Origin of the sequence: Borreliella kurtenbachii (genome assembly GCF_030437945.2) — a bacterium.
Lineage (GTDB): Bacteria > Spirochaetota > Spirochaetia > Borreliales > Borreliaceae > Borreliella > Borreliella carolinensis.
Map to the genome: position 1 here is coordinate 189108 of NZ_CP124058.1, position 14789 is coordinate 203896.

Below are 14789 nucleotides of genomic sequence, written 5' to 3' on the forward strand. Positions count from 1 at the left end.
ATCCCCTTTAATTTAATATTTATTTTTTAAACTTAGGCGCTACAATCAAAAACATTGTTTTGCCTTCCATTTTAGCCGCAGATTCCAAAACATAATTCACATCCCCTACTTTTTCAAGAATGCTATTTAAGATGCCATATCCTAAATATGTGTGAGCAAGTTCACGACCTCTAAATCTTATTGTAACTTTAACCTTATTGCCATCTTTTAGAAAACCTAAAATGTTTTTTGATTTAAAATCAAGGTCATGAGCATCTATCTTGGGCTGCATTCTAACTTCCTTAAGCTTAATTACTTTTTGATTCTTCTTTTGCTCTTTTTGACGCTTTTCTTGATGGAATTTATATTTCCCATAATCAATAATCTTACAAACCGGAGGAGATACATTAGGAGAAACCTCAACCAAATCAAGTCCAGCTTCCTTTGCTTTTTTAATAGCATCTTCAATCGATAAAACTTCTTGTGTCCCATTTTCAAAAATAACTCTTACCTCACGAGCCTTAATTCTGTAATTAATTTTCAATTCCTTGTCATTTGATCTGGACCTATCCCTATCTCTATTGGCATTTCTATTTATCATTTAAAAAATATATACTCCTAAATCAATTAATAATTAATATTAATACTTAATTCTATTATACATTCACTAAAAAGTAAATTCTAAGAATAATGTTTACAAAAAGCAATAAAATCAACAACATTAATAAAACAAATATCCAAATCACGCAAGTTTTTAGTCAATCAATTGATTTAAAAAACGTTTAAAAGTAGAATTGTACTTACAATGAGTTTATTTTTATTAACAAGTCTACCGCTAATATTAAAAATTTATATGGATACTCAGTTAAGACAAAGTCAAACAAAAAATACCCAAGCCCATATTTTAGTAATATTTCTTGCAATAACAATGTTTTCTTTCCTTTATTTAACTCAGGAATTTATTCTATACAGATCATTTGAATTAGATTACACATCAAGAATAAGTTTAGGGATTTCAATATTTATCAAAGAACATTTATACTACTATATATTCCCATTATTAATATTTATATTTTTTTTTACTCTAAATGAAAATTCTTTATTTAAAAAAAATTTAACAATTCTTATATATTTCACATTTGGACTAATTTTTTCTAAAAACTTAGAAATAATAATTCTAAATAGCAAAATTTTTGGAATCTATGAATATATTGAATTACCAATACTTAATGCAATAGAGCTAATATTTTCAGCCACAATCTTTGAAAAGAAAATTAGAAAATGCCAAAAATACTCGGCAAAAGAATACAAAATCATTCTTTCTCCTATTATATTTTTAGGATTATTTATTGCAACTTTAAAAACATTAATTCTAACCAATATGAGAATCTATGCACTAATAATACTTGGATTGGTTTTAATATCTATAGCTATTAATAATAAGTATACTAGGAAATAAAATGTCTGGCACAAAAAACCTTGCTATAATGGCGCTCTTAGTAATTTCAATACAAGGATGCAAAAAATCTTCCATTACTGAAAAACAATTTAATTATTCAATAATTTTCTCAGATGCAACTGAATATTTTTTTGAAATTCAAAAAACTCCATTCATAAAAAACGAAATACTATTTATAAATGATAAAAATTTAGAAATTGTAAAAGACAAGCTTAAAACAACAAAAAAAATACTATTAACGCACAAATCAAATAATGAAATACTAAATAATGAAATTTTAAAAGAGAAAATTTTTTATCTATCAAAAATAAAATTTTCTCTAAAAAAATCTATTGATTTTCTGCTCAACGAAAAATCAATAAACTTGCAAAAAACATTACTATTTAGAGATAAATCTCTAAATAGCGAAGACCTTGAATACTTGGAAAAAAAAGGCAAAGAAAAAAATGCTAATATTACCCTAATAAACGAAAAAAACATATCCTATATGCAAACATTTATTACTCCTCAAATAAACACAATAATATTATTCTCCTTAAGGGATAATAATATTATTTTAAAAAAAATATCAAATTCGCCCTTTTTCAAAAATATAAAATTTGTATTAATTGGCAATACAAGAAAAGACTTAAAAATCATTAAGCTACAATATATAATCACTCTTAAAGAGTCCGATTTAATAAAAATAGTAAAAGACATTGAAAATAACTTCCAATATGAATTTAGCATTTACAAACAATAAAAATGATTAAATTTAATGCAACAATAAAAGATCTTTAAAACTATTGTATACCGCAATAGCAACATCATTAACAGAGCAATTTTTAATCCTTGCAATCTCAAGACATACATATCCTAAAAACAAAGGTGAATTAATTTTACCCCTCAATGGCACTGGAGCTAAAAAAGGACTATCTGTTTCTATTAAAAGATCATTGATATTTAACTTGCCAACAAGAATCCTTAAAGATTGTGCATTTTTAAAAGTTATATTACCCGAAAAAGAAACTTTAAATCCCAAATCAATAAATTTTTTAGCATGCTCATAAGTTCCTGAATAACAATGTAATATACCCCTATTTAAAAAATTTAAAGACCTTACAATATTATAGACATCATCATAGGCATCTCTTATATGCAAAATAACTGGCTTTTTATATTTATCAGCCAAATACAATTGCTCTTCAAAAACTTTAATTTGGAACCTCTTGTTATCTGCTTTAAAATAATCAAGGCCAATCTCGCCAACAGCAACAACATTTTCACTAATCAAAATTTTTTCAAGCTGCTTAATATCATCTTTAAAATGATCACTTAAATTTAAAGGATGAATACCCGCTGTTAAAAACACATTAGAAAAAGGACTTAAAAGATCTTTCCTATCATTAAAATCACTAGGATGCAAGCCGACATCAAGAAAATAAGAAAAGCCGTTTTTAAAACATTCATTAATAATGTAATTAACGTCCAAAGATCTTTTCTTTAATTCATAAAAATGAACATGGGTATCTATTAATTTATCAAAAAAAATAGATTTTTCAATTCCAAGTAAAGAGTCCGTCATTCTATTTTTTTCCTAAGAGCTGCAAGGTAGTCAATAACAACAATATTTTTCATACCAAGATGTAAAAAGCTTGACAAAATATCAATGGCATTCCCAATCTGCCCCAACGCCTCATAACATTCAGCAGCATTAACATACAATGCTGAATTTTTAGGATTATTTTTAATTAAACTTTTAATAGCTATTAATGCTTCTTCATATTTACCCTGATCCTTTTGAATAAGAGCAAGTCCAAGTATTGCAAACATATCAAAATCAACATCAAGAGCCTTTTTATAATAAATTTGAGAATTTTCATAATCATTCAAATAGCGATAAGCATCTCCTACTCTTGTAAGAACCAAATTATTTTTTGGATCTTTTTCGATAATATCAAGCCAATATTTTAAAGCCTCTTTGTATTCCTTATTCCCCCTATAACAATCGGCAAGCCCAAAAACAGCATAAAAATTGCTAGGTGAAATTTCTAAAGCTTTTTTAAAAAAATAAATTCCTCTGGTAAATTCCCTTAGCTTGCGATAACAATTACCAATTGAAGTTAATACTCTAACGTCAACTTTGGATTGATTTAATTCATACATTTTAAGCCAATACTTTAAAGCCTCTTTATATTCTTTAAAGTCATAATACAAATGGCCAATACCTACAAGTGCATAATCATTCTCAGGCATTAATTCCATTACCTTAAGATAAGTTTGCTTAGATTTTTGAAAATTTTTTAGCTTCCTGTAAGATGCCGCAACTCTTGTTAAAACCGTTATATTCTCAGGATCATATTTTAAATATTCTTCCCATATGTCTGTGGCCTTTTTATAATTATCTAAATTTCTGTAACAATCTCCAAGTCCAAAAAGAGCATAATTATTGCTTGGATGCTTTACAAGACATTTTTGATAATAAACTATTGCTTTATCGTAATTATTTTTCTTCCTTTCAATGTCTCCAAGCCCAACAAGAGCATAATTATTCTCATTATCCTTTTCAAGGATATCAGAAAATAGACTTTCTGCCTCAGAAAGTCTTTCTTCTTTGATCAACTGATAACCTCTTTTTGATTTCTCAGTGACATCAAGAAGCTGATCATCAGAAATATTCGAGAGATCTCCTAAAGCATCCAAAATTTTTTCATTTAACATAAATACCCCTTTTAAATCGGTTTATTAAAGATATAACTTTAACTACCTCAAACACACCACAAATAATAATACGTAAAGCTCAATTTATATATAAATACAACAAAACCTAATCTAACTTTAATATCCAACTTAATAACATTCATTATATAAAAAAATATGAAAAAATATAATTGATTTTTGTTAATCAAGCTTATTCTATTTATTTCATGAAAGCAGTTTTAAAAAAAATACTAAAATAAAACATAAACATAGACATCATCACAAAACTTATCTAAAAAGTCTAACAAAAAAACCTAAAATTAATATAAACTATTACTATCTTTCAGGAGAAATCATAATGCTTTTAGAAAAATTAAATTCAGCAACAAGTAAGATTAAGTTGATAGAAGAAAAATTGCAAGATATAAATCTAATTAAAGATCAAAAAAAATATTCAAAAATAATAAAAGAATATACATATTTAGAAAAAATAAATACTAAAAAAATTGAATACGAGAAAATACTAAGCCAAATTAATGATAACAAAACCATCTTGGAAGAAGAAGATCAGCAAGAAATGAAAGAATTGATAAAACAAGAACTAATTGATCTGGACAAAAAAAAAGAAGATCTTGAACATCAAATAAAAATACTGCTTTTACCTCAAGATGAAAATGATAGCAAAAACATAATAATTGAAATTAGGGCTGGAACAGGCGGAGAAGAAGCTGCACTTTTTGCAAACAATCTTTATAGCATGTATATAAAATATTCAGAGAAAAAAAAATGGAAAACAGAAATCATAAACTTCAATGAAACAGAACTTGGGGGATTTAAAGAAATAATCTTTGAAATTAAAGGAAAAGATGTATTTAAAAAATTAAAATATGAAAGCGGTGTTCACAGAGTGCAAAGAATCCCCATAACAGAGTCTAACGGAAGACTTCAAACCTCGGCCGCTACTGTAGCAGTGCTACCCAATATTGAAGAAACTGAAATTGATATCAATGAAAAAGATTTAAGAATTGATGTTTACAGATCGTCTGGAGCTGGTGGGCAACACGTCAACACAACTGATTCTGCAGTCAGAATAACACACCTGCCAACAGGAATTGTTGTGCAGTGCCAAAACGAAAGAAGTCAGCATAAAAACAAAGATCAAGCAATGAAAATATTAAGAGCAAGGCTTTATGAATTTGAAGATTCCAAAAAACAAGAGCAAAGATCAAGCAATAGAAAACAACAGGTCGGCTCAGGAGATAGATCTGAAAGAATTAGGACCTATAATTTTCCTCAAAATAGAATAACAGATCATAGAGCAAACATCACTCTTTATAAATTAGAAGAATTTATGCAAGGAGAACTTGATCCACTTCTTGATCCCTTGATGATAGAGCTTCAAGAACAAACATTAAAAAGCAGCAATATATAGCAATGAATATAAACGAAGTTATAAATTATGCTAAAAGTAAAAATTTAGATACAATAGAAGCGCTACTAATACTTGAATTAATTTTAAAAACTAGAAAAGAATTAATAATTGCAAATATAAAAAAAAGCTTAACAAAAAAAGAAAAAAAACTTTTTTTTGATCAAATAGATAAAATAAAAAAAGGAACTCCTATTCACTACATACTTCAAAAGAAAGAATTTATGGGAATTGAATTTAACCTAAACAAGCATGTATTAATCCCAAGATTTGATACAGAATGTTTGGTTGAAGAAGCCTTAATTCAAATTCAACAAAATGGTTTTAAAAAAATATTAGACTTATGCTGCGGTAGTGGGTGCATAGGGCTTTCTATCGCCTATTATATGAGAGAAAAAGTAATACTCTCAGATATTTCAACAAAAGCTTTACAAATAGTCGCAAAAAATACAAAAAAGCTCAAACTTGAAAAATTTGTAGAAATAATTCACTCTAATTTGTTAAAATGTATAAAGGGAAAGCTTGATATAATTATTACAAATCCTCCTTATTTAAACAAAGAAGAATTAGAAATAAAAAATAAAATAATAAAAGAGCCTACAAAAGCTCTTTTGGGATTCGGAAAAGATGGGCTTAATATTTCTCGAAAAATATTAAGCCAAGCAAAAGAAAAACTTAGTTCAAACGGACTCATAATAATAGAATCGGCTCCTTGGCAAATAAAAAGTTTGAAAGATTTTGCAATCAAAAAAGGATTTTCACATTTAAAAACAATTTACGATCTTGAAAAGAGAGCAAGGGCACTAATATTAGGACAAAGAGATGATACAAGCGTACGAGATTGCACACTTGATAAAGATAAATGATCTTGAAAAAGCTAAAAATATTTTTAAAAAAACTGTTGAGAATACTTACAAAGATGAATTTGAACTAAAAAGCATATTCAAAGCTCTAGAAATAGCAGAACAACTCCACTATGGTCAATACAGAGAAAGTGGAGAGCCTTACATTATTCATCCAATAATGGTTTCATTATTTCTTGCCAAATTTCAACTAGACTTTAAGGCAACTATTGCTGGACTACTGCATGACGTACTTGAAGATACAAACATCGAAAAAGAAGAAATAGTAAAAGAATTTGACGAGGAAATTTTAAGCCTAATCGACGGTGTAACTAAAATTCACGATTTGCATAATAAAACAAGAAGCATAAAAGAGGCTAATACTATCTCCAAAATGTTTTTTGCAATGACACATGACATTAGAATAATAATAATAAAATTGGCAGACAAGCTTCATAATATGACAACACTCTCTTATTTGCCCAAAAACAGACAAGATAGGATTGCAAAAGATTGCCTTTCAACTTATGTTCCAATAGCAGAGCGCCTTGGAATATCATCTCTTAAAACATATCTTGAGGATCTTTCATTTAAGCATCTTTATCCTAAAGATTATAAAGAAATAAAAAATTTTTTATCTGAAACGAAAATAGAAAGAGAAAAAAAATTATACAAAGGCAAATTATCAATAGAAAAAGAACTTCAAAAAAGCGGAATTGAAGCAGAAATTACAGTAAGATCAAAACACTTTTACTCAATATTTAGAAAAATGCAAACAAGAACAAATAAGCTTACTCAAATTTTTGATACTCTAGGAATAAGAATAATTTGCAAAAAACAAAAAGAATGTTATGAAATATTAGAAATTGTTCACCGAGTGTGGAAACCAATTCCGGGAAGACTTAAAGACTACATTGCAAGCCCAAAAGAAAATAAATATCAATCACTACACACTACTGTAAGAATACCTGAGGACAACCAGCTTATTGAAATACAAATTCGAACAGAAGAAATGGACAGAATTGCTAATTATGGGGTTGCGGCCCACTGGATATACAAAGAACAAATCGCACTTAAAGCTGACGACCTTTCATTTATAAACCGAATAAAAAAATGGCAACAAGAATCGGCCAACAAAAGCCAATATTCAATGAATGACATACACAAAGAGTTGTTAAATACATTCATATATGTTTACACCCCAGAAGGAGAAGTAGTAGAACTTCCCTTTGGATCAAATTCAATTGATTTTGCATACATAATTCACACAGATATTGGAGATCAAGCTCTTTATGCAAAAATAAATGGAAAAATAAGCTCTATCACAAAACCACTTAAAAACGAACAAATTGTTGAAATATTCACATCAAAAGACTCAAAACCAGATGTAATATGGCTAAACAGCGTGCGAACAAAAAAGGCTCGATCAAAAATTAGATCATGGCTCAATAAAAATGACAACACAATTTTTGTAGATAACAATATTATTGCGTATCTTGTTGGAGCAAACAAAGAGCAAAGAAAGCTTTTTAGCTTGTTTAAAGCTTATACCAAAACCAAAATAAAAAGAATTGCAATAGACCCTGAATGCAGCCCAACAACAGGTGAAGATATTATTGGAATAATACATAAAGACGAAATAATAGTGCACAATGAAAATTGTCAAAAGCTTAAATCCTATAAAAAAACCCAATTGATTGAAGTTGAGTGGGAAGCAACACCAACTCGAAAAGTGCATCACATTATTTTACTCTTAAAAGAACTTAAAGGAATATTTAGCTATCTTGAAAACATTTTCACACTAAATGACGTAAGACTTATTAGCGAAAAAATAGAAGACTGCGGCAATGGTCATGGAATAACAAATATAATAGTCTCATCAAACGCTAAAAATATAACAAAAATTATTTCTGCTTTAAAAGAAAACCCAAATATCTTACAAATAATGCAAATAGAAGAAGATATTAAAAATTATGATAATTAATATATTGTTATCATTGTTATTGCTTGGCTCAACAGGCTCTGCTATTGTGCCAAACAAAATGAAAAAAAATGTATTCAATTCAAGCAATAAAATTACAAACATAGAAACTGAAAAGAGCATAAAAACGCACATTAGGAAAATTAATCAACTAAATGAAAGACAAGAAAAAATAATAAACACTTTTAATTATATAAAAAAATATTTTAATACAAATGAAGTTAAATATATGGAATATTCTTTACAAGAAATTGGATTTATTGGGTATTCACAAAAAATAATACATTCTAAAATCAAAGGGAAAAACATAAATACTTATAATATAATTATTCCAATTAAAATACAAAATAATTTAAAAAATAATTTGGCAATTGGAATTGCAATTGAGCTTTTGCATAAACTTAAAAATACTAACCCTAAAAACAACATAAATTTTTTTTTTGTTGAGGATGATTCTTTAGAACAAAATACAATAATTAGTAGCAGAATTTTACTTAGCAACAAGTATTTAGGAAAAAATACAAATACAATATACCTAATGTTAAACGAAAATAAAATAAAAAATAAAATTTACTTAGAAAATGAATCTTTCATAACAAATTCAAAAACAAATTTGGGATTTTTAAAAGCCATTATAAAAACCTTTGAAAAAAATAAACTTGATTTTAATACATCAAAAATAACTGAAAAAAAATTAAACACTTTATACAATCTATATCTTGATGAATCTATACCCCTTTTAATAATAAATAATAATTTAAACCCTATATTAACTGGAAATAAAAATACTATTTTTGAAATTTACAAATCAATCGAAGAAACATTGATCAGTGAGTACAAAAGTAAAAATACAAATGAAATACATTATATTGTAATTGATACGCCTTTTAAAAAAATAATAATTAATGAAATTGCTTTAATAGCATTAATCTACATTTGCTATAACTTAATTATAATTGTATTTATTAGAAAATTTAAAGAAGCTGGACTAGTTATGAAAAAAGTAAAAAATAATTACTACAAATTAGTAAGATTGTTTTTTACTTTATTTGTAAGCACTTATTTATCCTTATTGCTTACAAATAAAGTATTTGCAGGCTATGAAAACACAACGGTTTACAGCATAACAAATCCCAAATATCTAATAACTTTTTTTGCAACTTTACTCATACATAATCTTTTGTCTCTTTTCACATATAATTTCACAATATATTTAAATTACAGACAACTTAAATACCTAGCAATATCAACCTCTATTATTGAACTAATAATATTAATGTTTGTTAAAATAGAATTTATCTTAATAATTATCATAAAAAGCATTTTATTGTTAATAAAACCAAATAAAAATACTATTATTCGAAAAATAATGGTATTAATCATTTGGATAATCAATTTTGTATTAATAACATTAATACAAAATACCACATCAATCAAAAACACACTTACGCTAAGCTACCTAATATCAATTTGTCTTTTCTCTACCATATTTATTAATATCTCAGAACATTTAAAATCCAAACTCCCAAAAATTAAACAAAATTTAAAAAAAGCTGAAAAACTTGGTCTTGTAACTTTTTTTTTAATAACCGCAATCATAATATCTAGCAATATTGATAAAGAAGAGCATGCAATGCAAATAGAACAAACGGTTAGCTTTCCAGAAAAAATAAATAAAATAAAAATTGAATATCCAAAAAGCAATAAACATCCTATCCAAATAATTTCAAATGATTTTAACCTAACTTTAAAGGCAAATGAAAAAACATTAGAAACTAACATTGAAGCTGATGATGAGTTAATAAATATTGATTTTAAAAAAATAGATATAGCAGAAAGAGCTGTTTATAGCATCGATTTGGTTACTCAAAAAATTGCAAATCAAATCGAGCTGCATTTTAAAAACGCATCTAAACTAATAATTTATCAAAGCAATACTCCTTATAAAATATTAGCTAATAAAATTATTTTTTCACTTAAAAACATTAACTCTAAAAAAACAACAATTGCATTTACTCTCAAATCTCAAGATGACATAGCATATGAAGCATTTGCAAATATTCATATTAAAAAAAATCAAGTTAAAATTTACAATAAAGCTAACAATACAGAAGTAAAAAATATAAAAATAAATTACTCTTACAAAATAAAATATTCAGGAATATTACCTAAAGCAGAAAAATATAAAAATCTTGAATATTTCAAACTAAAAGATGATAAAGAAATTGAAAATCTAAAAAATTTAAAATTAAATTAATCTTCTAATCTTCAAAATTAATCCTTTTTTCCCTATTAATGTAACTTTGAAAAGCATAATCGATTAAATTATCCACTAGGTCTTTAAATTGAAGACCATCATGACTGCACATTTTAGCAAACATAGATATATCGGTAAATCCTGGAATAGTGTTTATTTCATTAAGATAAATAGTTCCTGTTTTTTTTTCAACAAAAAAATCAACTCTTGCCATACCTCTTAGTTCTAGATTCTTATAAGCAAGAAATGCATATTCTTTAATGCTTAACAACTGATTTGTCTCAAGATGTGCAGGAATATTAAAAATAATAGAATTTCCAGGAATAACAGAATATTTAGCATCATAATCATAAAATATAAAATCTTGCACAACAACTTCTCCGGGAGAAAATATTTTCATCTTTTCATTCCCAATAATAGAACATTCGATCTCTCTAGCCTCAATAAACTTCTCTATTACAATGGTAAGGTCATACTTTAAAGCCTCTTTAATAAAAGATTCAATCTGATTTTCACTGTAAGCTACATTTATTCCAATTGAAGAACCTAATACTGCGGGCTTAACAATAACAGGATATCCTAAAACCTCCCTTATATTTCTTTTTACTTCCTCTTTATCTAAAAAATAATCATGTTGTCTAAATCCAATAAAAGGCACCAATGGAATATTAAAACTTTTAAGCAAAAGTTTGCAAAAATACTTATTACTAGAAATAGCACTCCCTATAATACCAGCGCCAACACAAGGAATGTCCATGACTTTTAAAACTCCCTGAATAGCACCATCCTCACCGGTTCTTCCATGAACAACGGGGAAAACAACATCGATCTCAAGGTTTTTGTTATTTGAAAAAATTCCAAGCCCTGGTAATAAACTAACAATGGGTAAAACATCTATATTAATGGGCTTTGGAGGATCAGAAACAGAATCTAATAAATACCAAATACCTGTACACCTATCAATATAAACAGGATAAATATTGTATTTATTTAGATCTAAAAGGGCTAAATAAATGCTATAAGCAGATTTGCAAGAAATTTCATGCTCAAAAGAAACGCCACCAAATATTAACATAAGATTTTTCTTCACATCACTTCTCCTTTTCTGATTTTTTTAAACTTAAAATAGCATTTTTAACTACCTCTTGTTCATTCCAAAAAACTTCTCTATTTTTATAAATTATTGAACTTTCATGACCTTTGCCCAAAGCCACAACCAAATCTCCTGCCTTTGCAAGACTTATTGCTTTTTCAATAGCCTGCTTTCTATCAGGAATAAAAAATAAATCCTGATTTACAATTTTATTCACAATTCCTTTTGCAATGTCTTTAATTATACACATACTATTCTCACCTCTTGGATCTTCATCGCAAAGTACTATTAAATCAGAATAAATATCTGCAATTTGCCCTTGCAAAAATCTTTTCTCAACATCTCTTTCTCCCGCAGAGCCAAAAACAGAAATCAATCTATTGACAGCAAATCTTTTAAAAATAGGAAAAAGTTTAGAAAAAGCACCAGGAGTATGAGCATAATCAATTATTACAGAAAAATTTTGACCCAAGTTAATACTATCCATACGCCCATCAAGACTTTTAATGCAAATGAGCTTATCAACAATGTCTTGAATATCGCTATTTAAAATTTGAGAAACTAAAATAAGAGCAGCCATTACATTCTCAACATTAAAACTCCCAAGCAGGTTAACATTAGCAAAATATTTAATCCCCTTGTGATAAAATTCAAACCTGGTAGAATTGGTTTTCTCGTCAATAAAACTTACAAAAAAATCTGCTTTACTGTTTTTTAAGCTATAAGTAAAAGATTTCTTAACAGCACTCTTAAAATCAGAAGAATAAACGTCATCAAAATTAATAACCCCAAAACCAGAAGCATCACTAACAGACCGAAAAAGACCTAACTTGACATTCAAATAATTCTGAATTGTACCATGAAACTCAAGATGCTCATGTCCAATATTGGTAAAAACAACTGCAAAATAATTAACATCGACAAGCCTTGCTGTTTCAAGGTCAAGTCCATGAGAAGTAGATTCAAGAATTGCATATTGAGCTTCATTTTTAACCATGTTGCTTAAAAATGAATGAATTTCTGTAGACTCAGGAGTTGATTGTCTGTAGGGATTTTTAATCAAGTTTCCACTCCCATCATCAAAAAATACCGTAGATATAAACCCTACTTTAACGCCTTTTTTTTTTAAAAGCAGATATATATAATAACAAACAGAACTTTTCCCGTCAGTGCCAGTAACTCCAATAACTTTTAACTTTTTTGAAGGCTCATCATAAAAAATATTTGAAAAATTAGACATAAATTTTCTTATGTTAAAATCATCTACCTTGATATAAGTAACATTGGAACTGTAAAAATCCATATCTCGTGAACACACAATAACATTGCTGCCCTTTTGAATTGCGATTTCAATAAAATCATGCCCATCAAAATGAATTCCTGGAAGAGCAAAAAACACAAACCTGGGTGAAACCAATTTAGAGCTATAAGTAACTCCCGATATTTCTAAATCAAGAGAACCTTTTACACATTTTATTAAATCTTGATCTAACTTTAATAAAACTTCATTAAGTTTTTTTTTCATACATTAAAATTTTACATAAAACTAATAAAAATATCTAAGAAATTCAAAATTATGCTTCAATAGAAAATATATTTACAATTTTCTATTTTTTTAATAAACTAAGCAATGTTACAAGGCGCTGTACCCAAGTGGCTAAGGGAGAAGTCTGCAAAACTTTGATTCGCCGGTTCGATTCCGGTCAGCGCCTTTTAAGGTCAAGTCAAAAATATTTTTACACTTAAGGGCATAACTTAAAGCATTTTTATTAAAGATAAATTAAAATAATACATATATGTTAGAATTAATCGTAATACTACTATTTATAATGTTATCTGCTATTTTCTCAGCATCTGAAACAGCTTATACTTCATTAAGTATAATTCAGATACAAGATATAAGGAAAAAAGGAAAATCAGGAATTTCGGTGTACAATTTGGTTCAATCTCCTTCAAAATTAATTACTACTATTCTTATCGGCAATAATATATCAAATATTGTGGCAAGTGCGCTTACAACAAAATTTGTACTTGAAAAATATGGAAACAGCGCACTTGCAATATCAACAGGCCTAATAACAATAATCGTTCTAATTTTTGCAGAAATACTTCCAAAACAAATTGCAATTCTAAATAATGAAATCATTGCTCTATCTACTTCATTTTTTTAATACCATTAATTTTTATATTTACTCCACTAATATATGTAATAAACAAAATAATAAAAAAAATATTAAATCTCTTTAAAGTTAAGGCTAGCTATCAAATGACTAAAGAGAGTATAAAAAATATGCTCTCTTTAGCAGGAAGTTTAGGAATTTTAAACAACGACTCTAGAATATTTATGCAAAAAATGTTAGACATAGATCAAGTAAGAGCTTCTGAGATCATGACTCACAGAACAGAAGTTTTTTCACTCTCAAGCTCATCAAAACTAAAAGATGTAATCAAATTGATCAAAGAAGAAGGATACTCTAGAATTCCTATATACAAAGGACAAAACAGAGAACAGATAATTGGCATTTTAATAGCTAAAGACCTCATAGAAATCAATAAAAAAGATATAAATAAAAACGTTTCTCAATTTATTAAACCGGCTGTATTTGTACAACAAAACAAAAGAATAAAAGACATACTAGATATTATGAGAAAAAAACAAAAAATAATGGCAATCGTAATAGATGAGTATGGTGGTTTTTCAGGAATACTTACAATAGAAGACATTGTAGAAAAAATTTTTGGAGCAATATCTGACGAATACGACATTAAAGAGGAAAAGCCTCTGATTACCCAAATTAGCGACAATACTTATTCAATACTTGGAGAAACTACTTTTGACGAGATTGAAGAGACAATTGGAATATCTATTAAACATAAAGAATATACAAATACAATTGGGGGATACTTAATAGATCTACTTGACAAAATACCAACAAAAAACGAAACCGTAAAAACAAATGATGGAGAATATTTTATTAAGGAAATTCAGAATAATAAAATCGAAACAATAACTTTTATCAAATCCAAAAAGTAGTGACAAAATTCGCTTACTAAAAGCAATTTAAAACAT

General features: G+C 27.3%; 11 protein-coding genes, 1 tRNA gene and 1 pseudogene. 8 read left to right on the forward strand and 5 right to left on the reverse strand.

Annotated features, from left to right (window positions below):
- Nucleotides 1-19: 19 nt before the first annotated feature.
- Nucleotides 20-580, reverse strand: a complete 561-nt coding sequence (infC, locus tag QIA22_RS01490; RefSeq protein WP_002556788.1) for a translation initiation factor IF-3 — start codon at nucleotides 578-580, stop codon at nucleotides 20-22.
- 204 nt (nucleotides 581-784) lie between these two features.
- On the opposite strand from infC, the gene QIA22_RS01495 reads away from it, so the two are divergent.
- Together QIA22_RS01495 and QIA22_RS01500 are read left to right on the forward strand one after the other, a co-directional pair.
- The gene (locus QIA22_RS01495; protein WP_301611420.1) at nucleotides 785-1438 is read left to right on the forward strand and encodes a hypothetical protein; all 654 of its coding nucleotides are present in this window, start codon (nucleotides 785-787) and stop codon (nucleotides 1436-1438) included.
- 1 nt (nucleotide 1439) lies between these two features.
- Nucleotides 1440-2180 (forward strand): hypothetical protein, encoded by a 741-nt coding sequence (locus QIA22_RS01500; protein ID WP_301611421.1) that lies wholly within the window; start codon nucleotides 1440-1442, stop codon nucleotides 2178-2180.
- Nucleotides 2181-2192: 12 nt separating this feature from the next.
- Here the strand turns inward: QIA22_RS01500 and QIA22_RS01505 are convergent, their stop codons facing one another.
- Together QIA22_RS01505 and QIA22_RS01510 are read right to left on the reverse strand one after the other, a co-directional pair.
- A complete protein-coding gene (locus tag QIA22_RS01505) occupies nucleotides 2193-3002 on the reverse strand; it encodes a TatD family hydrolase (RefSeq protein ID WP_301611422.1) in 810 nt (269 codons plus the stop codon).
- The gene (locus QIA22_RS01510; protein WP_301611423.1) at nucleotides 2999-4138 is read right to left on the reverse strand and encodes a tetratricopeptide repeat protein; all 1140 of its coding nucleotides are present in this window, start codon (nucleotides 4136-4138) and stop codon (nucleotides 2999-3001) included. Before QIA22_RS01510 ends, QIA22_RS01505 begins: the two co-directional genes overlap by 4 nt.
- A 337-nt stretch (nucleotides 4139-4475) precedes the next feature.
- Between QIA22_RS01510 and prfA the strand changes: the two genes are divergently transcribed.
- Genes prfA through QIA22_RS01530 form a run of 4 tightly spaced genes read left to right on the forward strand, consistent with a single transcriptional unit; the run spans nucleotide 4476 to nucleotide 10626 of the window.
- Nucleotides 4476-5549 carry a peptide chain release factor 1 gene (prfA, locus tag QIA22_RS01515; RefSeq protein ID WP_301611424.1) on the forward strand — a complete coding sequence of 358 codons (1074 nt, stop codon included), beginning with the start codon at nucleotides 4476-4478 and terminating at the stop codon, nucleotides 5547-5549.
- A 2-nt stretch (nucleotides 5550-5551) separates the two neighbouring features.
- Nucleotides 5552-6412, forward strand: coding sequence for a peptide chain release factor N(5)-glutamine methyltransferase (gene prmC / locus QIA22_RS01520; protein WP_301611425.1), 861 nt, complete (start codon nucleotides 5552-5554; stop codon nucleotides 6410-6412).
- Nucleotides 6369-8372: a guanosine-3',5'-bis(diphosphate) 3'-pyrophosphohydrolase gene (spoT, locus tag QIA22_RS01525; protein WP_301611426.1), complete on the forward strand. Its 2004-nt coding sequence runs from the start codon at nucleotides 6369-6371 to the stop codon at nucleotides 8370-8372. The genes prmC and spoT overlap by 44 nt, the downstream gene beginning before the upstream one ends.
- The gene (locus QIA22_RS01530) at nucleotides 8362-10626 is read left to right on the forward strand and encodes a hypothetical protein (protein ID WP_301611427.1); all 2265 of its coding nucleotides are present in this window, start codon (nucleotides 8362-8364) and stop codon (nucleotides 10624-10626) included. The genes spoT and QIA22_RS01530 overlap by 11 nt, the downstream gene beginning before the upstream one ends.
- A 4-nt stretch (nucleotides 10627-10630) precedes the next feature.
- Here QIA22_RS01530 and QIA22_RS01535 read toward each other — a convergent pair whose 3' ends face one another.
- Together QIA22_RS01535 and QIA22_RS01540 are read right to left on the reverse strand one after the other, a co-directional pair.
- Entirely contained in the window at nucleotides 10631-11716 is a 1086-nt protein-coding gene (locus QIA22_RS01535) for a D-alanine--D-alanine ligase (protein WP_301611428.1), read from the reverse strand.
- 1 nt (nucleotide 11717) lies between these two features.
- The gene (locus QIA22_RS01540; RefSeq protein WP_301611429.1) at nucleotides 11718-13244 is read right to left on the reverse strand and encodes a UDP-N-acetylmuramoyl-L-alanyl-D-glutamate--2,6-diaminopimelate ligase; all 1527 of its coding nucleotides are present in this window, start codon (nucleotides 13242-13244) and stop codon (nucleotides 11718-11720) included.
- A 114-nt stretch (nucleotides 13245-13358) separates the two neighbouring features.
- On the opposite strand from QIA22_RS01540, the gene QIA22_RS01545 reads away from it, so the two are divergent.
- Nucleotides 13359-13431, forward strand: a tRNA-Cys gene (locus QIA22_RS01545).
- Nucleotides 13432-13515: 84 nt separating this feature from the next.
- A pseudogene (locus QIA22_RS01550) lies at nucleotides 13516-14753 on the forward strand (hemolysin family protein).
- The last annotated feature ends 36 nt before the right edge of the window (nucleotides 14754-14789 follow it).

Excerpts from the sequence above, each read along its gene's own strand:
- infC (WP_002556788.1), bottom strand. The coding sequence starts at position 580 with ATGATAAATAGAAATGCCAATAGAGATAGGGATAGGTCCAGATCAAAT.
- QIA22_RS01495 (WP_301611420.1), top strand. The coding sequence starts at position 785 with ATGAGTTTATTTTTATTAACAAGTCTACCGCTAATATTAAAAATTTAT.
- QIA22_RS01500 (WP_301611421.1), top strand. The coding sequence starts at position 1,440 with ATGTCTGGCACAAAAAACCTTGCTATAATGGCGCTCTTAGTAATTTCA.
- QIA22_RS01505 (WP_301611422.1), bottom strand. The coding sequence starts at position 3,002 with ATGACGGACTCTTTACTTGGAATTGAAAAATCTATTTTTTTTGATAAA.
- QIA22_RS01510 (WP_301611423.1), bottom strand. The coding sequence starts at position 4,138 with ATGTTAAATGAAAAAATTTTGGATGCTTTAGGAGATCTCTCGAATATT.
- prfA (WP_301611424.1), top strand. The coding sequence starts at position 4,476 with ATGCTTTTAGAAAAATTAAATTCAGCAACAAGTAAGATTAAGTTGATA.
- prmC (WP_301611425.1), top strand. The coding sequence starts at position 5,552 with ATGAATATAAACGAAGTTATAAATTATGCTAAAAGTAAAAATTTAGAT.
- spoT (WP_301611426.1), top strand. The coding sequence starts at position 6,369 with ATGATACAAGCGTACGAGATTGCACACTTGATAAAGATAAATGATCTT.
- QIA22_RS01530 (WP_301611427.1), top strand. The coding sequence starts at position 8,362 with ATGATAATTAATATATTGTTATCATTGTTATTGCTTGGCTCAACAGGC.
- QIA22_RS01540 (WP_301611429.1), bottom strand. The coding sequence starts at position 13,244 with ATGAAAAAAAAACTTAATGAAGTTTTATTAAAGTTAGATCAAGATTTA.